Source organism: Sphingobium sp. CR28 (assembly GCF_052327305.1).
Taxonomy (GTDB): domain Bacteria; phylum Pseudomonadota; class Alphaproteobacteria; order Sphingomonadales; family Sphingomonadaceae; genus Sphingobium.
The window spans coordinates 2684157-2706227 of record NZ_CP182486.1 but is presented as its reverse complement, the minus strand read 5'-3'; the positions used below and the strand labels follow the sequence as shown (position 1 = coordinate 2706227).

23 protein-coding genes are annotated in these 22071 nt (G+C 63.6%); 18 read left to right on the top strand and 5 right to left on the bottom strand.

Features of this window, described 5'->3' with window-relative positions; all coding sequences use genetic code 11:
• Window positions 1-461: 461 nt before the first annotated feature.
• The gene (locus ACNAOH_RS13095; protein WP_443970593.1) at window positions 462-839 is read right to left on the bottom strand and encodes a PilZ domain-containing protein; all 378 of its coding nucleotides are present in this window, start codon (window positions 837-839) and stop codon (window positions 462-464) included.
• Window positions 840-865: 26 nt separating this feature from the next.
• Window positions 866-1333: an RNA polymerase-binding protein DksA gene (gene dksA, locus ACNAOH_RS13090; protein WP_443970592.1), complete on the bottom strand. Its 468-nt coding sequence runs from the start codon at window positions 1331-1333 to the stop codon at window positions 866-868.
• Window positions 1334-1598: 265 nt separating this feature from the next.
• Here dksA and serS point away from each other — a divergent pair, with 265 nt between their 5' ends.
• The 3 genes from serS (at window position 1599) to ACNAOH_RS13075 (ending at window position 4753) form a co-directional block, all read left to right on the top strand.
• A complete protein-coding gene (serS, locus tag ACNAOH_RS13085; RefSeq protein ID WP_443970591.1) occupies window positions 1599-2876 on the top strand; it encodes a serine--tRNA ligase in 1278 nt (425 codons plus the stop codon).
• Window positions 2876-3634 carry a 5'/3'-nucleotidase SurE gene (gene surE / locus ACNAOH_RS13080; protein WP_443970590.1) on the top strand — a complete coding sequence of 253 codons (759 nt, stop codon included), beginning with the start codon at window positions 2876-2878 and terminating at the stop codon, window positions 3632-3634. The genes serS and surE overlap by 1 nt, the downstream gene beginning before the upstream one ends.
• A 72-nt stretch (window positions 3635-3706) precedes the next feature.
• Window positions 3707-4753 carry a potassium channel family protein gene (locus tag ACNAOH_RS13075; RefSeq protein WP_443970589.1) on the top strand — a complete coding sequence of 349 codons (1047 nt, stop codon included), beginning with the start codon at window positions 3707-3709 and terminating at the stop codon, window positions 4751-4753.
• 7 nt (window positions 4754-4760) lie between these two features.
• On the opposite strand, the gene ACNAOH_RS13070 is transcribed toward ACNAOH_RS13075, so the two are convergent.
• A complete protein-coding gene (locus tag ACNAOH_RS13070; protein ID WP_443970588.1) occupies window positions 4761-5276 on the bottom strand; it encodes a hypothetical protein in 516 nt (171 codons plus the stop codon).
• 82 nt (window positions 5277-5358) lie between these two features.
• Here ACNAOH_RS13070 and ACNAOH_RS13065 point away from each other — a divergent pair, with 82 nt between their 5' ends.
• Both ACNAOH_RS13065 and ACNAOH_RS13060 read left to right on the top strand, forming a co-directional pair.
• Window positions 5359-5814: a hypothetical protein gene (locus ACNAOH_RS13065; RefSeq protein WP_443970587.1), complete on the top strand. Its 456-nt coding sequence runs from the start codon at window positions 5359-5361 to the stop codon at window positions 5812-5814.
• Between the two features lie 85 nt (window positions 5815-5899).
• Complete coding sequence (locus ACNAOH_RS13060; protein ID WP_443970586.1) at window positions 5900-6571, top strand: glutathione S-transferase family protein; 672 nt, start codon at window positions 5900-5902, stop codon at window positions 6569-6571.
• A 35-nt stretch (window positions 6572-6606) separates the two neighbouring features.
• Here ACNAOH_RS13060 and ACNAOH_RS13055 read toward each other — a convergent pair whose 3' ends face one another.
• Window positions 6607-7755: a diguanylate cyclase gene (locus ACNAOH_RS13055; protein ID WP_443970585.1), complete on the bottom strand. Its 1149-nt coding sequence runs from the start codon at window positions 7753-7755 to the stop codon at window positions 6607-6609.
• A 171-nt stretch (window positions 7756-7926) separates the two neighbouring features.
• On the opposite strand from ACNAOH_RS13055, the gene ACNAOH_RS13050 reads away from it, so the two are divergent.
• From ACNAOH_RS13050 to ACNAOH_RS13015, 8 genes are all read left to right on the top strand, one after another.
• Window positions 7927-9306 (top strand): DEAD/DEAH box helicase, encoded by a 1380-nt coding sequence (locus tag ACNAOH_RS13050; RefSeq protein WP_443970584.1) that lies wholly within the window; start codon window positions 7927-7929, stop codon window positions 9304-9306.
• Window positions 9307-9385: 79 nt separating this feature from the next.
• On the top strand, window positions 9386-12331 hold the full coding sequence (locus tag ACNAOH_RS13045) for a M16 family metallopeptidase (RefSeq protein WP_443970583.1): 2946 nt from the start codon (window positions 9386-9388) through the stop codon (window positions 12329-12331).
• A gap of 70 nt (window positions 12332-12401) precedes the next feature.
• Window positions 12402-12980 carry a NifU family protein gene (locus ACNAOH_RS13040; protein WP_443972146.1) on the top strand — a complete coding sequence of 193 codons (579 nt, stop codon included), beginning with the start codon at window positions 12402-12404 and terminating at the stop codon, window positions 12978-12980.
• 73 nt (window positions 12981-13053) lie between these two features.
• Window positions 13054-13716, top strand: coding sequence for a tRNA (adenosine(37)-N6)-threonylcarbamoyltransferase complex dimerization subunit type 1 TsaB (gene tsaB / locus ACNAOH_RS13035; protein WP_443972145.1), 663 nt, complete (start codon window positions 13054-13056; stop codon window positions 13714-13716).
• Window positions 13713-14186, top strand: coding sequence for a GNAT family N-acetyltransferase (locus ACNAOH_RS13030; RefSeq protein WP_443970582.1), 474 nt, complete (start codon window positions 13713-13715; stop codon window positions 14184-14186). The genes tsaB and ACNAOH_RS13030 overlap by 4 nt, the downstream gene beginning before the upstream one ends.
• A gap of 127 nt (window positions 14187-14313) precedes the next feature.
• Complete coding sequence (locus ACNAOH_RS13025; protein ID WP_443970581.1) at window positions 14314-14733, top strand: MucR family transcriptional regulator; 420 nt, start codon at window positions 14314-14316, stop codon at window positions 14731-14733.
• Window positions 14734-14850: 117 nt separating this feature from the next.
• Window positions 14851-15273, top strand: a complete 423-nt coding sequence (locus ACNAOH_RS13020) for a Fur family transcriptional regulator (RefSeq protein WP_443970580.1) — start codon at window positions 14851-14853, stop codon at window positions 15271-15273.
• A gap of 12 nt (window positions 15274-15285) precedes the next feature.
• Window positions 15286-16032 (top strand): lysophospholipid acyltransferase family protein, encoded by a 747-nt coding sequence (locus tag ACNAOH_RS13015; RefSeq protein ID WP_443970579.1) that lies wholly within the window; start codon window positions 15286-15288, stop codon window positions 16030-16032.
• Here the strand turns inward: ACNAOH_RS13015 and ACNAOH_RS13010 are convergent.
• Complete coding sequence (locus ACNAOH_RS13010; RefSeq protein ID WP_443970578.1) at window positions 16021-17109, bottom strand: endonuclease/exonuclease/phosphatase family protein; 1089 nt, start codon at window positions 17107-17109, stop codon at window positions 16021-16023. The two genes, ACNAOH_RS13015 and ACNAOH_RS13010, sit on opposite strands and share 12 nt — an antisense overlap.
• A gap of 81 nt (window positions 17110-17190) precedes the next feature.
• Between ACNAOH_RS13010 and miaB the strand changes: the two genes are divergently transcribed.
• From miaB to ACNAOH_RS12985, 5 genes are all read left to right on the top strand, one after another.
• Window positions 17191-18534, top strand: a complete 1344-nt coding sequence (gene miaB, locus ACNAOH_RS13005) for a tRNA (N6-isopentenyl adenosine(37)-C2)-methylthiotransferase MiaB (protein ID WP_443970577.1) — start codon at window positions 17191-17193, stop codon at window positions 18532-18534.
• A gap of 146 nt (window positions 18535-18680) precedes the next feature.
• Complete coding sequence (locus ACNAOH_RS13000) at window positions 18681-19247, top strand: PEPxxWA-CTERM sorting domain-containing protein (protein ID WP_443970576.1); 567 nt, start codon at window positions 18681-18683, stop codon at window positions 19245-19247.
• Between the two features lie 184 nt (window positions 19248-19431).
• Complete coding sequence (locus tag ACNAOH_RS12995) at window positions 19432-20445, top strand: PhoH family protein (protein ID WP_443970575.1); 1014 nt, start codon at window positions 19432-19434, stop codon at window positions 20443-20445.
• Between the two features lie 24 nt (window positions 20446-20469).
• Complete coding sequence (gene ybeY / locus ACNAOH_RS12990; RefSeq protein ID WP_443970574.1) at window positions 20470-21012, top strand: rRNA maturation RNase YbeY; 543 nt, start codon at window positions 20470-20472, stop codon at window positions 21010-21012.
• A 20-nt stretch (window positions 21013-21032) separates the two neighbouring features.
• A complete protein-coding gene (locus tag ACNAOH_RS12985) occupies window positions 21033-21980 on the top strand; it encodes a hemolysin family protein (RefSeq protein ID WP_443970573.1) in 948 nt (315 codons plus the stop codon).
• Window positions 21981-22071 lie beyond the last annotated feature (91 nt).

Genomic DNA, 22071 nt, shown 5'->3' with positions numbered 1-22071 from the left:
CCTCGCCGTGCGGATCTGGTTTAAACGCCGGCGCAAGCCCTATTCGCTCGCAGCGCAACCAACTCCATCATTATGGCCGATTTTGCTCATCTGCGGCAGTTTATCTCGGTTTTTCATCACGATAAGAGGTAGTTGCATTTTTTGCATTCAAAGGTTGCGTTTTCGCACTTGCAGCAAATGCTGCATTTGCTAACTTGAACCTGCCTTTCAGGCATCCTCTCCTAAGACTCAAAGGCCGGCGTTCGCGTCGGCCTTTTTTTTTGCCGCAGGCCCCGCTAAGTGCCGTCTTGCTGAGGCGTACATAAAAGAATCATTGGAGAGGGGCCGCCGGTAAGACCGGCAAACGCCAGATTCAGCACTGAGGGGATGGAGCGCCGTGCAACAGGCAGCTCTCCCCTCAATACTTCCACAAATTCATGCTTTTCTGGATGCCGCTCGCGGCCGTCCAGACTGCGTCGGTCCTAGCGGCGAAAGCCGGGCCGGCCGGAGACGATCGGCCGCAAATAGCTGGGCACATCCTCCCGGCCTTTGCTGACTGGCTTGCGGGCGCCCTGCGGGTCGATCCGCTGATCGAACTCCATGCCGATCCGCCCGTCCGCGAACCACCTTACTGTGCCAGATACCTCCCCGACCCCTCGAAGATCGACAATCACCTTGTCGTCTTTCGCGAGGGGCGTTTCGCAGTCGGCCATGAGGCCGGTCTCGGAGAGGTTGCGGATGCGCAGCCGGCCGACCGAGTCGCCACCTTCGAGCCGGGCTGCCGCGAGCAGGAAAAGGCTGTCCCGCTTCGAGCCGCGATTTTGAGGCCCATTGTCCTCATGCTCGTCGGGACTTGTCATGCCATCGGGCCTGTCATGCGTTGGGTTTAATCGTCCCGGGAGATCTTTTCCTGGCGCTCATGGCGCTCTTGCGCCTCCACTGTCATCGTGGCGATGGGACGCGCTTCCAGCCGGCCAAGCGAGATCGGCTCTCCGGTCACTTCGCAATATCCATATTCGCCGTCTTCGATTCGGCGGAGCGCCGCGTCGATCTTTGAGATGAGCTTGCGCTGCCGGTCCCGCGTGCGCAGTTCGATCGACCAGTCGGTTTCGCTCGATGCTCGGTCGTTGAGGTCGGGTTCACGCAGCGGCTCGCTTTGCAGCACGGCCAGCGTGCCCTCCGCCTCCGCAAGAATCTGCTTTTTCCAGTCGAGCAGCCTCCGCCGGAAATATTCGAGCTGGAGGGGGTTCATGAACTCTTCGTCGGGGCTGGGACGATAGCCCTCCGGGAGTTCCGTGTGCCCGCTATTATCGTTAGTGGCCTTATCTGTCGTCGTACTGGAAGCCGTGGCCATCGCTGTTCTCGCCCTTCGACCAGGCGAACGCACCCGGTCACCTTGGCGCGCCTATAATCGCGCCATTGCCCCGAGACAAGCGCGCAGAAAGATCGCGCGACGGGCCGTCTGCTGATCGCGCGCTTTTCCGGACGCCGGGCGGTTACCTCAGGTTAACGGAGCAGAATGTCCCTGAACGCACGCTGCCCCCTCGTCCCATCAAAGCAGGCGGCCATCGGCCGCGCCGCTTGATCCCCTTGCGGCGAAGCGGCATAGGCGGCCGGCCATGCATGACATAAAAGCCATTCGCGAAAATCCCGAAGCCTTTGATGCCGGCCTTGCCCGGCGGGGGCTGGAAGCGGGCTCATCCGCATTGCTCGATTTGGATGCGCGGCGCCGCTCCGCCGCCACCCGTGCGCAGGAAGGACTCGCCCGCCGCAACGACGCCAGCAAGGCGATCGGTCAGGCCATGGCGAAGGGCGAAGCCGAGCGCGCCGAGCAGCTCAAAGCGGAAGTCGCCGAACTCAAAACGAGCCTCCCGGCCATTGAAGAAGAGGAGCGCGCTGCGGCTTCCGAGCTGGACGCCCTGCTTCTCGCCATTCCCAATATTCCCGCCGACGATGTCCCGCCCGGCACGGACGAAACCGGCAATGTGGAAGTGAAGCGCTGGGGCGAACCGCGCATTTTCGACTTCACGCCGCAGGATCACGCCGATTTCGGACCGGCGCTCGGCCTCGATTTCGAGAGCGCGGCCCGCATGTCCGGCGCGCGCTTTACCGCGCTGCGCGGCCAGATGGCCCGCCTCCACCGCGCGCTCGCCCAGTTCATGCTGGACGTGCAGACACGCGAAAATGGCTATGAGGAGGTCAATCCGCCTGTGCTGGTACGGGACGAGGCACTGGTCGGCACGGGCCAGCTCCCCAAGTTCGCCGAAGATCTTTTCCGCACCACGGACGGCCGCTGGCTGATCCCCACCGCCGAGGTTTCGCTGACCAATCTGGTGCGCGAGCAGATCCTCACCCAGTCCGATCTGCCGATCCGCATGACTGCGCTCACTCCTTGCTTCCGCTCGGAGGCTGGCTCGGCCGGACGGGACACGCGCGGCTTCATCCGGCAGCACCAGTTCGAGAAGGTCGAGCTGGTCTCCATCTGCACGCCCGAGCAGGCGGCGGATGAGCACGCTCATATGCTTCAGAGCGCGGAGAGCATTCTGGAAGCGCTTGGCCTGCCCTATCGCCGGATGCTGCTTTGCACTGGCGACATGGGCTTCACGGCCGCCAAGACCTTCGATCTCGAAGTGTGGTTGCCCAGCCAGCAAACCTATCGCGAGATCAGCTCGGTCTCGACCTGCAATGATTTCCAGGCACGGCGCATGAATACCCGCTTCCGCCCCGAAGGCGAGAAGGGCACCCGCTTCGCTCACACGCTGAACGGCTCCGGCCTCGCCGTCGGCCGCACGCTGGTCGCGGTGCTGGAGAATTATCAAAACGCGGACGGTTCGGTCGATGTGCCCCCGGCGCTCGCCGCCTATATGGGTGGACTCGATCGCCTCGTGCCGCGCTGATGCGCATTCTCCTCACCAATGACGACGGCGTGCATGCGCCCGGACTCAGGGTGCTGCACGAGATCGCATGCGCATTCAGCGACGATATCTGGATCGTCGCTCCGGACGAAGAGCAGTCCGGCGCGGGCCACAGCCTCATGCTCTCCCGGCCGCTGCGCCTGCGCCAGCATGGCGAGAAGCATTACAGCGTCTCCGGTACGCCAACGGACGCAGTGATGTTGGCGGTGGGCCATCTCATGAAAGACGCCCCGCCCGATCTCGTGCTCTCGGGGGTCAATCGCGGTGCCAATCTGGCCGAGGACGTCACCTATTCGGGCACGGTCTCGGCAGCGATGGAGGGCGCGATTTCGGGCATTCGCTCGATCGCGCTCAGCCAAGTGTATCGCAAGGAGCATAAGGGCGATGCCGTGCCCTTCGACGTTGCGCGGGTCTGGGGCGAACGAGTCGTCCGCAGTCTGCTTGAGCTTCCGCACAATCCCAAGACGCTGATGAACGTCAATTTTCCGGCGATCGCGCCAGACGCAGTGAAGGGCATCCGCGTCGCACGGCAGGGTTTCCATGATGTCGATCGCACCCGCATCGTCACGGGCGTGGACCCGCGCGGCTACCCCTATTTCTGGTTTGGTCTGGATCATTCGGACAGCGTTCCACCGGACAGCGATCTCGCGGCAGTGGCGGAGGGCTATATCGCGGTGACGCCGCTCCACTATGACCTCACGCATGAGGCTTCGCTGGCGGCGGTCTCGGCACGCTTCTAGGCCGCTCCGCTCCCCTCTCCTCATCCGCAAAGCATCTTGCCCTCGATAGTGCGGAGTGGCACCCATTGGTCGATGCCCCGTCGCGACGATCCCCGCCCGCCGGCCCATGCCTTCCTGCGCCGCCGGTCCGCGCTGCCGGTCTGGGCCGATCTTGGCTGGCGCGTCGGGCTGATTCTGGCGCTTATGGCCGTGGTGCTGGTAGTCCACTGGTTTGATGCGGACGGTCTTGCGGATACGAATAATCCCGGCCGACCGATCAGCTTCATCGACGTTCTTTACTTCACCACAGTCACGGTCACGACCGTCGGCTATGGCGACATCGTGCCCATCAGCGACCGGACCAAGCTCTTCGAGACGTTCTTCGTCACGCCGATCCGCATTTTCGTCTGGCTCATCTTCCTGGGGACAGCCTATCATTTCGTCTTTCGCAGCGTATTGGGGAAGTGGCGCATGGCGCGCATCCAGCAGCAACTCACCGATCACATCATCGTCGTCGGCTATGGCACCAGCGGCGCGGAGGCAGTGCACGAGCTCACGGCGCGTGGCGTCCGGCCTGAGTGCATCGTCGTCATAGACAATGACGATGCCTCGCTCGCTATTGCCGAGGCGATGGGCTGCAATGTGCTGAAGGGCGACGCGACGCGGGATCAGACCCTCGACGATGTGCGCGTGGGGCGTGCGCAGTCCGTGATCGTCGCGGCCGGGCGGGACGATACGTCGATCCTCATTACGCTGACTGCCCGCCATCTGGCGCCCTATGTGCCGATCAGCGTTGTCGTGCGGGCGCAGGACAATGAGTTGCTGGCCCGGCAGGCCGGTGCCACGACCGTTATCAATCCCGCGAGCTTCGCCGGCCTCCTGCTCGCTGGCTCCTGCGAGGGGCCACGCGTTGCGGATTATCTCACTGATCTTGCGGCAACAGGCGGCAAGGTGCGCCTCGCTGAGCGCGCCGTCCGGCCGGGCGAAGTCGGCAAGCCGCTCGCCGCGCTCTCGACCGGCCTGGGCGTGCGCATCCATCGTGGAGACGAGATCATCGGCTTTTGGGAACCGGCGGCGCAGCAACTCGCCACGGGTGACATCATCATCGAGATCGTACCGCTGCAACTCGTCGCGACCTGAGCGAAGTCTACAGAATTGGATTGACCGGCTCGGGCGGCGGTGGACTGAGCACCGGAGGCGCCAGTACGCCGGCACCCGGCGTTGCGCGAGGACGCGATACGTCTCCCACCTTGGTGTCGATGGTCATGGGGTCATTCTGAAGGCGACGGGCAGGCTGTGGCGCATCGACCGGCGCATAGGTGACGGCAGCGGGCTCGGGCGGCGACGGGTTATCGAACGGCTCGAACGTATCGACGAAGGCAACGTCCTTGTGAAGGCGAGCATCGCACCCGGTGCAGCTATAATGTGTCGGCGATAGATCGGGGCGCGCTTCCGGTGGAGATGCCTCGAACGCAGCCGTCTCGTCCGTCACAGCATCGGCTCCGGCGAACATGGCGCTCGCCGAAGGGCTCTTCGACACCGCGAAGTTGCCCAGAGCCACTCCACTGGTTGCAGAGACCAGCGCGATGGCCGCCACCACGGCTATTCGGTGGGCGTTCGGGTCCATGAGCGCAATACGATCAAAGCCGGGGCGCTGTTCCATTCAGGCTGGCGAAAGCTGCTTTCATCCACAGCGTGGTCTTTGCGTTTATTGACGCCGCCATGCCCGATCAGGAGCCTGGATTATGTCACGCCCAACCCTTTCTCTTCGCGCCGCCGGTTTCGCGCTGGTGCCAGCCCTTCTTCTCGGCGCACATCCCGCGCTTGCCCGTGAGTCCGTGGATGGGAGCGAACTGGCAAAGGGAATGTCTGATCCCGCCACGCAGGCGCGCATGGCAAATGCGATGGCCGCGGTGACTCGCGCCCTGCTGGCCATGCCCGTGGGCGGCATGGCCGAAGCTGTGCGGAGTGCCGATCCCGACGCCGCGCCGTCAGGCTTGCCGCGCGATGCGACGCTGGGCGACGTGATGGCTCGGAACAACCCTGAATTCGAGCGGGATCTTGATGGCAAGATGCGCCGGGGAACGCAAATGGCTGGTGCCATGGCGGGCGCGGTGGCGCAGATGCTCCCCGCGATGCAGGAAGCGATGCGCGGCGTGATCGAAGGTGTGCGCGACGGGATGGCCGGGGTGGAGAACTGACCTTCTTTCGGGAGTGAACTATATTGCATGCCTGCGGGTGAAGTGCCTTCCGCTTCGCCTCGCTTGAGCCTAACAGAGCCATTCCATGTGGCTCCTCTATCAATTCCCGCTCTGTCCCTTTTCGCGCAAGGTCCGCTTTCTCATGGCGGAAAAGGGCGTCACCTATGATCTTGAGCGCGAATCGCCCTGGGCGCCGCGCGACGATTTCATGCAGATGAACCCCGCCGGGACCACGCCAGTGCTCACCGACGCCACGCGCTCGATCACCTTGTGTGACAGTCAGGCGATCTGCGAATATTTCGAGGAAACGGTCGATCAGTTTCCGCTCATGTCCGGCTCGCCGGTCGATCGGGCGGAAATACGCCGGCTGACTGCCTGGTTCGACCAGATCGTCTTTGGCGACGTCGTTGCGCCCCTGCTCCATGAGCGCATGAAGAAGCGGCTCGTCCACCGGGCAGCGCCCGATGGAGGCGTGCTGCGTGAGGCCATGCGCCGCGCCAACACGCATATGGACTATACCGACTATCTGCTGGACCATCGCAGCTGGCTTGCCGGCGGCACGATGACGCTGGCGGACATCACCGCAGCGGCGCATATCTCCGTGGCGGATTATCTCGGCGGCATAGACTGGCAGGGCCACCGGCCCACCAAGCGGTGGTATGCCGCCATCAAGTCGCGGCCATCATTCCGCGCTCTTCTGGCCGAGCGGATGGAAGTCATCATCCCGCCCACGCATTACGATCAGCCGGATTTCTGAGGTTCAGCCCCCGGATCGGGCGTGACCCGGCCCTCTTATTCTTCGATGTCGTGCGCGATGTAGACGCGATTGCGGCCGTGCTGTTTGGCGAGATACAGCGCGCGATCGGCCGCCTTCAGCGCGTCGCGAGGCTCGGGATAACCAAAAACATCGGCAATGCCGCCCGAGAAGGTCACGCGCTCAAGGCGCTCACCAGTCTTGCGGTCGACAAGGTTGCGCTCCGCCATGTCGGCGCGGGCATCATCCACCACTTTCGCGGCTTCGGCGACCGACTTGCCGCGAAACAGCATGACAAACTCTTCGCCGCCGTGGCGGGCAACGTGGCATTTCTCGCCCGAGATCTTGGATAGCAGACCACCCACGAACTTGAGCACGCGGTCCCCGGCGTCATGACCATGGGTGTCATTGACGATCTTGAAGTGGTCGATGTCGCAGAAGGCCACGCTGAGGGCATCGCCGGTTCCGCGCGCGTCCAAGGCTTCCTCGCGCAGCCTGCTCTCGAAGGCGCGCCGGTTCGGCAAGCCGGTCAAATGGTCCTGCTCTGCTGCCTTTCGCGCATTCTCCAGGCTTTTCTGAAGGAGGCGGGTCTGCTTCTGCCCCTCGCGCATCCGCGTCTCGACATCGCGTGTGCGTTCGATCATCGTGCGCGTGAGCGAAACCAGCTTAGCAATGGTGTCGCCGCCCGCGCGCTCTTCGGCCAGTTCCGATGCGCCGCGTTGCAGTTCCGCGCCAAAATCCTTGACCGAGCTGCTCGACTGGCCGGCAAGTCCGGTCAATTCCTCCAGATTGCCTTCCACCTTGGTCAGCATGTCGCTCAGCGAATCCGGCGTCAGCTCGTCCACCCGCTGCTCGGCGATGATGGTCTCCGCAATCGTGTTGGTCAGGCGGCCCTTGTCCTGGAGGATCGCGCGCACCGCCTTCTCGATCGCGAGGTCGTTGCCGGTGATGTAATCCAGCGCCAGACCGAAGTTGAGGGTCGTCAGATCCAGGTCATGCGCAAAAAGAAATGCGCCAATATCGTCGTAAAGCGCCTTGCGCCGCTCGACCTCCCGCCGCATCCGGAGGGGACCGCTTTCACGGCCGGTCTCGTCCTGTGACTCCGCACCCATATCGTCGCTGGCAAGCAACTTCTGCCGCCATCGGGCGAGCGTGCCTCCCAATCCAGTCGTTGGCGCGTGACTCATGTCCGGTTCCTCCGCCATCGATCCTTAAGGCGGCATAGTAAACTTTCCGTTGTCCTTCGTGGCTCCCGGCGGAATTTGGCTCCATATTGGAGTAAACGCCAATAGACCTGACATTTCGCAATGTTGCCGCTAGAGGGGGCCCAACTCCGTTTCGAAAGCAACTTTCTGACTATGGTTTCTTTTTCTTCCCTCGGCCTCGCCGAACCGATCCAGCGCGCGCTCAAGGCGAAAAGCTACGAGGAAGCGACGCCCATCCAGGCACAGGCGATTCCTTCGCTGCTCGAGGGGCGCGATCTGCTTGGTATCGCGCAGACCGGCACCGGCAAGACGGCGGCCTTCGCCCTGCCCTCGCTGCACCGCCTCTCCGCCTCTCCCAAGGCGCTTCAGCCCCGCGCCTGCCGGATGCTCGTGCTCTCTCCCACGCGCGAGCTCGCCGCCCAGATTGCGCAGAGCTTCCGCGACTATGGCCGCTTTTCCAGCCTGATGGTGGACTGCGTGTTCGGCGGCGTGCCGATCGGCCGCCAGATCAGAAAACTCGAAGCAGGCTGCGACATTCTCGTGGCGACGCCCGGCCGCCTGCTCGACCTCATCGACCAGAAGGCCCTTACGCTCGGCAAGGTCGAGATTCTGGTGCTCGACGAGGCGGACCAGATGATGGACCTCGGGTTCATCGCGCCACTCAAGCGCATCGTGAAGATGCTGCCGAGCGAACGGCAGAGCCTGTTCTTCTCGGCCACGATGCCCCAGACCATTGCGGACCTTTCCGCGCAGTTCATCCGCAACCCCATCACTGTCTCAGTGACGCCGCAGGCGACCACCGCCGAGCGCGTCACGCAGAGCGCGACCTTCGTCAACAAGACGGAGAAGCAGGCGCTCCTCACGATCAAGCTGCGCGACGAGACGATCGACCGGGCGCTCATCTTCACCCGTACCAAGCATGGCGCAGACCGGGTGGTGCGTTTCCTCAAGGGCGCCGGGATCGAAGCCGTCGCCATTCATGGAGACAAGTCGCAGGGTCAGCGCACCACGGCGTTGCAGGCATTCCGCGCCGGGCATGTGAAGCTGCTCGTCGCCACGGACATCGCCGCGCGCGGCATCGATGTGTCCGGCGTCAGCCATGTCTTCAACTTCGAGCTGCCCAATGTGCCCGAGCAATATGTCCACCGCATTGGCCGCACCGCGCGCGCCGGGCGCGAGGGGCAGGCGTTCAGCTTGGTGGGCGAGGATGAGCGCGCCTATCTGCGCGGGATTGAGAAACTCACGCGCCAGAAGATCGAGATCGAGCCGCTTCCCGAGAACTTCATGGACGTCGTGCGCAATTTGCCCAAGCCTGTGCCGGTGCGGCAGATGAAAGGCCCGCCGCAGACTCGCGAGCAGCAGGCCCGCCGCGCGGAAGGGCAGAAGCGCTATCAGGAAAAGCAGCGCAGCCAGCGCGCACCCGGCGACAAGGATGGCGATAGCCCAGGCGGTGGCGCACGGCGCCGCTTCCGTGGCCCCAGAAAGGGCGGCGTCGGCGCACATAAGGGCGCGGCCCGGCCGACCCCGCGCTGAGGCGCGCCCGGCGCTTTCGCCGACGGGTTGCGACAAGTTTCTGTGTGACGGCAGGGAGAAAGCGGCCTAGGAAGGTGATATGATCTCCTCCCTCGCGCGCCGGTTCGGCGCCGCGCTTGCCGCGCTTTCGCTCCTTCTTCCCTCCGTCGCTCAGGCACAGGCGGCAGCTGCTCTGCCCGCCGCGCCGAGCGCGCCTCCGCGCGGCTGGCTTTACGAGAATAGCGACGTGCCCATGGACCCGGCATGGCGCTTCGGCGAGCTGGACAACGGCCTGCGTTATGCCGTGCGTGCCAATCGCGTGCCGCCCGGTCAGGTGTCGATCCGCGTGCGGGTGGACGTGGGCTCGCTCATGGAGAAGCCGCAGGAAGGCGGCTTCGCCCATTTCATCGAGCATCTCACCTTTCGCGGCTCCAAGTTCGTTCCGGATGGCGAGGCCAAGCGCGTCTGGCAGCGGCTCGGCGCCACCTTCGGCAGCGATAGCAACGCCCAGACCACGACCGTCGGCACCACTTATGCGCTCGATCTGCCGCAAGCGGGAAGCGCCGGCATTCAGGAGAGCCTCAAGATCCTCGCCGGCATGATGGAATCGCCCAACATTGTGCCCGAAGCCGTCGAAGCGGAACGCGCCGTCGTCATGGCGGAGCGGCGGGAGTCGCTTGGCCCCGGCACCCGCATCGGGGACGCGACGCGCGCTTTCTATTTCGCCGGCCAGCCGCTTGGCAGTCATAGCCCGATCGGCACCGAGGAGACGCTCAAAGGCGCGACGGCGGATACGCTCAAGGCCTTTCATGATCGCTGGTATCGGCCGGATCGTGCCGTCGTGATCGTCTCTGGCGACATCGATCCCGTAGTGATGGAAGCCTATATCAAGGCCAGTTTCTCGTCCTGGAAGGCGCGAGGCCCGGCCACGCCCATCCCGGATTTCGGCAAGCCCGATCCCAAGGCTCCGCGCGTCAAGGTCATTGTCGAGCCGAGCGCGCCCTACTCGGTCGGCCTCGCTTATCTGCGCAGCTGGAAGCTGAAGGCCGACACGATTGCCTATAATCAGGCCAAGCTCACTGATGCGCTGGCGCTTCAGCTCATCAACCGACGCCTGGAAGCGGCGGCCAGCGCGGGTGCCAGCTTCCTTCAGGCAGCCGTGCTGCAGGACAACAGCGCCCGATCGACCGACGCCACTTATGTCTCGATCACGCCGATCAGCGCCGATTGGGAAAAGGCGCTCAAGGATGTTCGCGCGATCATTCAGGACGCGCGCGTGACGCCGCCCACCAAGGCGGATGTGGATCGCGAGTTCGCGGCGATGGAAGCCAGCTTTGCCCAGCTTGCCGAAAACGCAACGACCGAGGCGAGCGCCTCGCAGGCGCAGGACATGGTCGGCGCCGTCGACATTCGCGAGACGGTGGTCTCGCCACAGGCCGCGCTCGATATCTTCCGCTCATCCCGCCAGTTCATGACGCCCGAGCAGTTGCGCGACTCAACTCGCCGCCTGTTCACTGGCGAAGCCGAGCGTGCGCTCCTCACTCTTCGTGCGGCTCAGCCCAATGCGCAGGCGCGCCTCGCCGCCGCGCTCGCCGCCCCCGTGCAGCCCGCGAAGGACGTGCGTCTGGCTGCGGGCAGCGTCACGATGGACCAGTTGCCCAAGTTTCCGCCGGCCGGAAAGGTCGCCAGCCGCACCCCGCTCGGCATTCTGGGCATTGAGGACGTGGCCTATGAAAATGGCGTGCGCCTTCTCGTCGCCACGACCGACAACGAGGCAGACAAAGTCCGGGTCGCCGTCCGTTTCGGCAACGGCCAGCTCGCCTTCGCGCCCGGCACGGACAATGCGATCTGGGCCGCGCCTTATGCGCTGATGGCAAGCGGCATCGGCAATCTTGGCCAGCGCGAGCTGGACGAATTGACCAATGGTCGCCGCCTCTCGCTGAGCCTGGGCATCGACGAGGACGCTTTCAGCATGGAGGCGATCAGCAATCCGCGCGATTATGCCGACCAGCTTCGACTGTTCGCTGCCAAGCTTGCCTTCCCGCGCTGGGACGCGGCACCGCTCAACCGCATCAAAGCCGCGCTCACCGCCAGCTATGATCCTGTGCCCTCCTCTGCGGACGAAGCGATCAATCGCGATCTTCTCTGGCTGCTGCGGGACAAGGACCAGCGCTTCGCCGCCGCCACTCCCGCGTCCGTCGCGGCGCTCACACCCGAGCGCTTCAAAGACATCTGGGCGCCGATTCTCGCGTCCGGCCCCATCGAGATCATCGTCTTCGGCAGCGTCAAATCCGATGACGTGATTGCCGCCGTGGGCGAAACATTCGGCGCACTGCCACCGCGCCCGGCTGTTCAGCCACCAGCGGAAAACGCGATACTGCGCTTTCCTGCGCATTCTGCGACTCCCGTCGTGCTGAGGCATAACGGCCTTGCCGAGCAGGCAGCGGCAGCGATTGCCTGGCCCACCAGCGGCGGCGTGGAGAAGGTGCGTGAGAGCCGTCAGCTCGATATGCTCGCGCGCATCATCAACGATCGGCTGTTTGAGCGCCTGCGCTCGATCGACGGCGCAGCCTACACGCCCAGCGCAGCGAGCAGTTGGCCGTTCGCCAGCCAGAGCGGCGGTTATGTCCTCATCAACTCGCAGTTGCGGCCGGAGCGCATCCCCTATTTCTTCGCCCTCGTCGATGAAATCGCCAATGATCTGCGCGCCAATCCGATCAGCGCGGATGAACTGGCACGACAGGTGGAGCCGATCCGCCAGCTTCTGGGCCGGGCAAGCACGGGCAACGCCTTCTGGATGAGCCAGCTTGAGGGCTACACGCGCGATCCCCGCCGACTGGCCATGATGCGTTCCCTCGGGAGCGACCTTCTGAACGTAACTCCCGCCGAGCTTCAGGCGCTTGCCCAGCGCTATCTGATTGCGGACAAGAGCTGGTCGGCCATTGCGCTCAGCAAGGATGTGCCGATGCCGGAGATCGCGCCGCCCGCACTGGCGCCTCAGCCGTCATCCGCGCCGGCGACAGCCGCCCCGACCGCGACACGCTAGGCTTGCTTCGCCGCCACAAAATCCCCAGATGACAATCGAGCCGGATGTACCCCCGGCAAACGAGACGAGCATGTTCATAGAAACCGAACCCACACCGAATCCCGCCACGCTCAAGTTCCTGCCGAGACGCACTGTGATGAGTGCCGGCACGCGGGATTTCGCCTCGCCCGAGGAAGCGGAAGCCTCCCCCCTTGCGGAAGCCATTTTCGATCTGGGTGATGTGACGGGCGTGTTCTTCGGCCGCGATTTCATTTCGGTCACGGCCGCTCCCGGTGTCGAATGGCCCGCCCTCAAGGGAGAGGTCGCTGCGATCCTGCTCGATCACTTCTCCGCGGACATGCCGCTGTTCCATCCGGCAAGCGCAGCTGGCTTCGCTGTCCCGGCAGAGGGTGGGGTTATCCACGAGGATGATCCGGCGGATGCCGACATCATCGACCAGATCAAGGATCTCATCGAGACTCGCGTGCGCCCCGCTGTCGCCAATGATGGCGGAGACATCATCTATCATGGCTTCGACAAGGGCCGTGTCTATCTGCGGATGCAGGGCGCGTGCGCGGGCTGCCCTTCCTCGACCGCCACGCTCAAGAACGGCATCGAGCAGTTGCTGAAGCATTATGTGCCCGAGGTGACCGAGGTGCGCGCTGTCTGAGCAGTCTTCAGCGGAGCCATCCCCGGGGCCTGGCACGCCTGACACCTCTCCGTCCGTTTCGCCTCCACCGGACCTGAATACGTCGGAACGCACACTCGTCATCGATTGCGCGACCACTGCCCTTTCCGTTGCGCTGTTCGAGGGTGATCGTCTCCTCGCTTCGCATCATGTGGAGTTGGGTCGCGGCCATGCCGAAGCGCTTCTCCCCGCCATTGCGGGATTTCCCGGCTCCGGCCGCGCCACCCAAATTCTCGTGGACGTAGGGCCGGGCAGCTTCACCGGCGTGCGGGTCGGCCTCGCGGCGGCACGCGCGCTCGGCTTTGCCTGGGACGCGCCGGTGTCGGGCTATGATTGCCTGGATCTGGTGGGCGCGATTGTGCGCGCAGACTATCGACCCGTCGAGCCTTTTATCGTCGCCATGATCGGCGGCCATGGCGAACTCTTCTGGAAGCGCTTGCCCCCGCAGGCAAGCAGCCCCTCCCCCGCTCCGGTTTCCACACCAATCGGCGAACTGGCCGACATACTGGGCGATGAAGCCATTTATGGCTCCGGCGCACCCCAACTCATCGCCGCCCGTAATGGGCATGGTCTCGCCGTTCCCGTCCTGCCGGACACGCGCCGTATCATGCTCCTGCCGTCCGCCCTGCGGTCCCTACCCGCTACACCGATTTACGGGAGGGGCGCGGATGCAAAGCCCATGGCCTCGCTCTCCGCACAGGCAAGTCCGGTCCAATGAGCGGCTTGCGTCTCACTGTGCATCATGACGCGCCCGACTGGGTGATTGGGGAGTGCATGGCTGTGATGACCGTAGCGTTCGATCCGCGTTTCGGCGAGGCGTGGTCTGCCAGTCAGGCCCGCTCGATCATGGCGATGCCGGGAACATGGCTGGTGATCGGGAGGCTCGGGGACAGTCCCGTGGGCTTCGCACTGGTGCGTGTCGTGCTGGACGAGGCAGAACTCATGTTGCTTGCCGTCAGTCCAGATCATCAGCGCTCGGGCTTTGGTCAATCGATCCTTCAGCATGTGCTTGAGCTCTTGCGATCCGGCGATTGCGCCCGGTGCTTTCTCGAAGTCAGGGACGGTAATCCTGCCAAACATCTCTATGCTAGGACTGGCTTTGTTCAATATAGCCGGCGACATAATTATTACCGGGGCAAGGGCGGTGAAGTCTTCGATGCGATCAGCTACTCCATAAACTTGATCTGAAAGCATAAAATTTCGCTTACGGGTTGCAGAAAATGGCTCTGCGGTATAGTCACTGCGCGCTCTCCGGGCTGCGGCGAGCCAATGAAAATAAGAATAGCCCCCCAGATTCTATATTAAGGATAAAAGCATGAGCGAAGTATCGGGTCAGGAAGAAATGCTCGTCACACTTACGTCGGATATTGTGGCCGCGCATGTTTCTAACAACAGCGTTGCCGTGTCGGATCTTCCGTTACTGATCAGCAATGTCTATGGCGCTCTTTCCGGTTTGAGAAATCCGGCCCCCGCACCGGAAGTGAAGCCCGAGCCAGCCGTATCGATCCGCTCGTCGATCAAGCCGGATTACATCGTCTGCCTTGAAGACGGTAAGAAGCTCAAGATGCTGAAGCGCCATTTGATGACGCATTATGGTCTGACGCCCGACGATTATCGTGCGAAGTGGGGCTTGCCCGCCGACTATCCGATGGTGGCACCCAACTATGCCGATCAGCGCCGCAATCTTGCGAAGAAGATCGGCCTGGGGACGACGCGGCGTCGGGGTCGCGGCTGAAACAGCTCACGCAGCCGCCGTGCAAACCGCGCGGCGGCTACCGGCCTTCATTCTCAAAACATGGCCTTTGGGTGGAATGGGCTTTCGTCGAACTGAAAATACGCTAGACATGACGATATGAGCCGGACCATCGACATTGAAGCGCTCTGCGTTGAGCGCGGCCTTAGAATCACCGAGCAGCGCCGCGTCATCGCGCGCGTTTTGTCCGAGAGCGAAGATCATCCCGACGTCGAGAAGCTGCACGAACGCGCCTCGGCAATCGATCCGCATATCTCCATCGCCACGGTTTATCGGACGGTTCGCCTGTTCGAGGAAGCTGGTATTCTGGAGCGCCACGACTTCGGCGACGGACGCGCCCGCTACGAGCCTGCGCCCGAAGCCCATCACGATCATCTGATCGATGTGGAGACGGGCAAGGTCATCGAATTCGTCGATCCGGAACTTGAGCAGCTTCAGAAGCAGATCGCCGAAAAGCTCGGCTATCGCCTCGTGGACCACCGCATGGAACTTTACGGCGTCGCTCTCGACCGCAAGGGCTGATCGATCCGCGCCATGTCAGGCGTGATGACGCGTGCGCGCTTCCTGTTCCGACTGACCGGACTGATCGCGCTTGTGCTGATCGTCGTACCGATCCACCTCGTCACCAAGCTCTTCGGGCCGTCGCCCTGGCCGCCGCGTTTTCTGGGCGCCGCCGCGCGCATCGCCGGTTTTCGCGTCACCGTCCGGGGCGCCCCGCTGCGGCGAGATGTGTTCTACATCGCCAATCATCTGAGCTGGATCGACATATTGGCGCTCGGCGGAGCGACCGGATGTGCCTTCATCTCCAAGGACGCCGTTGCTCGCGCGCCGATCGTGAGTTGGCTCGCCCGGCAGAACAACACGGTCTTCATTGCGCGTGAGCGGCGCGGCGAGGTCGGCGCTCAGGTGGAGACTGTCCGCGCCGCCATGGCCAGTCATCAGCCTGTCACTCTGTTTCCAGAAGGGACGACCGGGAACGGACGGGCACTGCTCCCCTTCAAACCTGCGCTGTTCGCGGTGCTTCTTCCCCCGCCACGCGCGATGCATATCCAGCCGGTGGTGCTGGATTATGGGGCGTTCGGGCCAGTAATCGCATGGCAGGAGGGCGAAAGCGGCCTTGCCAATGCCGTGCGGGTTCTGGGCAGTCCCGGCGCAAAGACGCTCACTCTCCACTTCCTCGACGCCTTTGATCCCGGCACGCATCCTGACCGAAAGACGCTGGCATCGGAAACATATGCGCGCATTGCGGCCGCGCGTGATGCGCTGGCGTCAGCAGGCTAAGCGTCGCGGCGTTCCGGCCGGCCAGCTCAGCTCGTAAGTCACCAGAAAGCCGTCATGGTCCGAGAGACGCGGGCCGCTTGCTCCGCCGTCGAACATTGCTTCCACGCGCATCGGCCGGATCGCAACCGTCTGCCCCTGCCAGAAGAGCTGCAGATCCTGGGTGTCCATCCACGGCTCGTCATTGTCCCAGCTCAGGCGGACATCGCAGCCCGAATCCGGCTGCGCGCAGTCCCGATGCACGACGCTGAGCGCATGCTGGATCGCGAAGTTCTCCCAGCGCTCCTCGGAGTGGCGCATGTTGAAATCCCCTCCCAGAACAAGGGGGTAGCTGTCCTCATGCGTATCGAGCATGAACTCCGATGCCTCCCGCGCCTGTCGGCCATGCGCCGCCAGACTGCGCTCTGGCGACGCGCCCGAGGCACCCCGCGAGTTCATGTGAGTATTATAGAGATCGATGGGCACCGGCACGCCAGGCACTGCAATGCGCGCAAGCATGATGCCCTTGTTGGCGAGGCAATCCTTGCCTGCGCAGGAGCGCCGCCCATAAGCCCGCGTGGCGACCTGCACGATGGGATAGCGCGATGCAATCGCCAGACCTCCGCCTGTGAGATGAATGCCCAGCTCGCCGAGCAGAAGCCGTGATCGGCCCGGCAGTCGCTCTCGCGTCGAATTGCTTTGGCGCGTGGTCCGCCTTGGGCCGGGGGCGATCGCCGGATAGCCGGTCGCCATGATCGCCTTTTTCGCCGCGCCGCTGAACATCTCCTGCACCATGACAATATCCGGCGCCGTCCCTGCAGCGCGCATTGCGCCCAGCCGGGCGCCAATCTCGCGCAGTTGCGCGGCCCGACCACTCCGGGCAGGCCAGCCAAGACCTTCGATATTATAGGTGAGCACGGAAAGCGTCGTATGCTCCGTCTGCCCATCCGTCGACAGGGACACGCGGGCCGAGGGCGCGCTCGGGCAAGCCATGGTCCGCAGCGGGGGCAGCGTCCCGCAGCCGCCAAGGAGCAGCAGAGCCACCAGAGCGACGCCATAGCGGCTGACTTCCGTCCGCTCGCCTCCTCCGCGCTGCTTCAAATCTCGCCCTCCCACTTCCCGACGCATATGAGAATTCTGCTCCCGCTTCCTTGCTGCGCTTCCCGCCTGTATAGGCGCCGCATGACCACGCCCCCGAACCCGCCCCGCACCTTCCATGTCAAGTCGTTCGGCTGTCAGATGAACGTCTATGATGGCGAGCGCATGGCCGAGCTGCTCGGCGCGCAGGGGATGACGGCGGCGACGGATGGCGCGGATGCGGATCTTGTCGTGCTCAATACCTGTCATATCCGCGAGAAGGCAGTGGACAAGGTCTATTCCGATATTGGCCGGCTGCGCCGCGAGTATGGCTCGCGTCCGATGATCGCCGTCGCGGGTTGCGTCGCACAAGCGGAGGGCGCGGAAATCGGGCGGCGCGCGAAGAGCGTGGACATCGTCGTTGGCCCGCAGGCCTATCACCGCCTGCCCAGCCTTATTGCCGATGCGGTGCAAGGCCGCCCGGCGATTGATACGGACATGCCGGCGGAAATGAAGTTCGGCGCCCTGCCCGGCCGTGCGCAGCGTCAGCGCCCTTCCGCCTTTCTCACTGTGCAGGAAGGCTGCGACAAGTTCTGCACCTATTGCGTCGTTCCGTATACGCGCGGCGCCGAAGTAAGCCGGCCCTGGGCGGAGCTGATGGATGAAGCCCGCGCGCTGGTGGATGCAGGCGTCCGGGAGATCACTCTGCTTGGGCAAAACGTCAATGCATGGGACGGGGAGGACGAGGCTGGCCGCCCGCAGGGTCTCGATGGGCTCATCCGCGCGCTGGACCGGCTGCCCGGCCTTACTCGCATCCGCTACACCACCAGCCACCCCAATGACATGCGTGACGGGCTGATCCGCGCTCATGCCGAGGTGGAGAGCCTCATGCCGTTCCTTCACTTGCCCGTGCAGGCCGGCAGCGACCGGGTGCTCAAGTCGATGAACCGCAGCCACACGCGGGAAAGCTATCTGCGCCTCATAGAGCGCGTCCGCGCCGCCCGGCCGGATATCGCGCTCTCGGGCGACTTCATCGTGGGCTTCCCCGGCGAGAGCGACGCCGAGTTCGAGGAGACGCTGAGCATCGTGCGCGAGAGCGCCTATGCGCAGGCTTTCTCCTTCAAATATTCGCCCCGCCCCGGCACCCCGGCGGCAGATATGGATGGGCAGGTCTCGCCCGAGGTCATGGACGAGCGGCTTCAGCGCCTCCAGGCCGCGATCAATGCCGATCAGCTTGCCTTCAATCAGGCGACCCTGGGGCGGCGCACGCAGGTACTGCTGGAGCGCAAGGGCAAATATCCCGGCCAGCTCGTCGGCAAGTCGCCCTGGCTCCAGTCAGTGATCGTGGAGAATTCGGCCGCCGCCATAGGTGACATGGTCGATGTCGAGATCGTCTCCGCCGGGCCGAACAGCCTGGGCGCGGTGATCTTGGAGAAGGCTGCCGCCTGACGCGGCTCGAACGTTAGCGGCCTTTCGGCATGTCTCAATTCGGGACGGATGCCTCGTGCCTCTTTCGTTCACTGTCGGCATGACAGCGATAATGGTAAATAGGCCATAATCCGTAGGTAATTCGGATGAGAATGTGGGGTAATATTATGAAAAATTTCACAATCATCGCGGCCCTCGGAGTCGCCGCTATCGCGACTCCCAGCTCTGCCGCTGTACTGGCATGCTCGACCGGCCCGGTTATCGACCTCGTCAACACCGGTTGCACCGCCTCTGGCAACGATCATCTGAGCGACGTGGAAAGCGCGCTGGCGGCTGCTCTGGGCGTCAATGCATCGACGCTCAACCTCAGCCTTTTCGGCAAGAGTGACGATAATCCTTCGTTCTTCACTTTCTCGCCGAACGCCGATCCCAGCACAGGAAAGTTCACCGATTGGACGGTGCTGGATGGCACGTTGATCAAATATGTGACGGTCAAAGCGTCGACCGGTTTTAAGCTTTATGAAATTGCCGGTGCCGGTGCCAGCAGCGGCACGAACTTCTCGACGCTTGGCCTGCTGAACAATGGCGGCAATCAGCCGGACATTTCACACCTCAGCTTCTGGACTGTGCCGGGCGCCGTCCCGGAGCCGGCAAGCTGGATGATGATGATCGGCGGTTTTGCGTTCGCAGGTGGCGCAATGCGTCGCCGCAGCGTCAAGATCGCTATGACCTGATCGCCCGCAAAGTCGGACGAAAATGCGATTAAAGGCCTCGGCGTTTGCCGGGGCCTTTTCATTTCGAGCCCAGCCGAGCCATATCGCCCTTGCCGCTGTCCTTCGGGCTTGGCATGAAGGTCGTCGATGACGATCAGCCTCACCGCGCCCCGCGCACCGAGTCGCCTCTCACAGAGCCTCACGCATGGCTAAGCGCCAGATTCCAGCCGCTGCCGGCTCGGGAAGCAGTGCCAGCGAGCGTGTCCGCCTGGAGCTGGATTTTGAGAAACCGTTCCTGCTCGGAGCGCTTTTCGGCGAATATGACCAGAACCTCGTGGCGATCGAGAATCGTCTCGGCGTCTATATCTCGGCGCGAGGCAACCGCATCCAGATCGAGGGTGAGGCGGAAGCAGCCACGCGCGCGCGCGATGTGCTTCAGGGCCTCTATAATCGCCTCTCCGTGGGCCAGACGATCGACAGCGGCGCCGTGGAAGCCGTGATCGCCATGTCCGCGCAGCCCACGCTGGACGGCATACTGCGGCAGGACGTCTCCGAGCCGCCCAAGGTGATGATCCGTACGCGCAAGAAGACCATTGTGCCGCGGTCCGCCACCCAGCATGTCTATATGGAAGCGCTTGCCCGGCAGGACGTGATCTTCGCGCTTGGGCCGGCAGGCACGGGGAAGACCTATCTCGCCGTGGCACAGGCCGTGAGCCAGCTCATCACGGGTTCTGTCGATCGGCTGATCCTCTCGCGCCCGGCCGTGGAAGCAGGCGAGCGCCTTGGTTTCCTGCCCGGCGACATGAAGGAGAAGGTCGATCCCTATCTCCGTCCCATTTACGATGCGCTTTATGACACGCTGCCGGCCGAGCAGGTCGAGCGGCGGATCGCGAGCGGGGAGATCGAGATCGCGCCGCTGGCTTTCATGCGCGGGCGCACTCTTGCCAACGCCTTCATCGTGCTGGACGAGGCCCAGAACACGACCATTGCCCAGATGAAGATGTTCCTGACCCGCTTTGGCGAAGGCAGCCGCATGGTCATCTGCGGCGATCCCCGTCAGGTCGACCTTCCTCAGCCGGGCATTTCCGGCCTGGCCGATGCCGTTGATCGTCTGGAAGGCGTGGAAGGCATTGCCACCATTCGTTTCTCGGTGGCGGACGTTGTGCGCCACCCGATCGTCGGGCGCATCGTGCAGGCCTATGAAGGGCCGGACGCGTGACGGCTCGCGCAATGAGGATGTGCAATGCTTGAGGTTTCGACACTGGCCGGTGATGGATGGTCGGCCGGGGAAGACTGGCAGGCGCTTGCCGACAAGGCCGCTCGTGCCGCGCTGGCGCTTACGCCCTATGCCGGGCTCGCCACGGCTCCGGCGGCAGTGGAGATCGCTGTCAAACTTTCTCACGATGCCGAAGTGCATCGCCTCAATGAGCAGTGGCGCGGCAAGGACAAGCCCACCAACATCCTGTCCTTCCCGATGATCCAGCCCGACCTCCTGGAAATGGTCATCGGCGCGGACGGCAATGCGGATGACGGCGAGACCCAGCTTGGCGACATGATCCTCGCGCTGGAAACATGCACACGGGAGGCGGACGATAAAGGCATCAGCCTGTCCGATCATGTCACGCATCTCATCGTTCACGGCACGCTTCACCTCGTAGGATATGACCATCTGGAAGATGACGAGGCGACGGGTATGGAGGCGATGGAAACGCGCGCTCTTGAAACCTTGGGCCTTGCTGATCCATATGGGGACCGCGAGACCGGCCCAGGCGGGCTGGACGACTAAACAGGGATCTGATCAGGACGATGGCCGAGAACGGCACGCACTCCGCCAGAGAGGGCGCGAAGGATAACGCCAAGGAAGGCGACAGTAGCAGCGAAGGCGGGCGAATATGGCAGGGCCTTCGCGCCCTGCTTTTCGGCGAAGACAAGGAGCCGACGCTCCGCGCGGAACTCGAGCATGTCATTGCCGAGCACGACCGCGATGACGCCTCTGCCCCGGTCAAGGGCGACCTGACGCCCATCGAGCGACAGATGCTGCGGAACATGCTCCATTTCAGCGAGCACACCGTGGACGATGTCGCGGTGCCCCGCGCGGACATTGTCGCCATTTCTCAAGATGCCAGCTTTGCCGAGCTCGTCGCGTTGTTTGCGGAGGCGGGCCACAGCCGTATTCCGGTTTATGACGGATCGCTCGATAAGGTGACGGGCATGATCCACATTCGCGATGCCTTCGCCATTCTGGCCGGCAAGGAGCCCGAGCCGGAGACGCTGGCCCCGCTCATTCGTCAGCCCATCTTCGTGCCGCCCAGCGCAGGCGTTCTCGATCTTCTGGCTGAGATGCGCGCCAAACGCACGCACCTCGCGATCATCTTCAACGAATATGACGGGACGGACGGCCTCGTCACCATCGAGGACCTCGTCGAGGAAATCGTCGGCGACATCGAAGACGAGCATGATGACGAGCCGGAAGCGCTGCTCGTGCCGCTCGATGATGGCCTCTGGGATGCCGACGCACGCGCGGAACTGGAATTCGCGGGGGAAGTCATCGATCCCCGTCTGGCCGAGGTCGAGCATGACGTGGATACGCTCGGCGGCCTCGCCTTCATCCTTGCGGGCAAAGTGCCGGCCATAGGCGATATTCTGGTGCAGCCCGGCAGCGGCTGGCGTCTGGAAATCACTGGCGCCGATCCGAAGCGCGTCACACGGCTGCGTCTGCATCCGCCGCAGGACATCGCGGAGGAGGAGGCCTGAAATAGGCTCGGATCGACCGGCATTCAGAAGATGGCGTGACGAAATGCCGGTTAACAAGACCCGGAGCGCAGCGACTTTAGGGGTCGTGAGC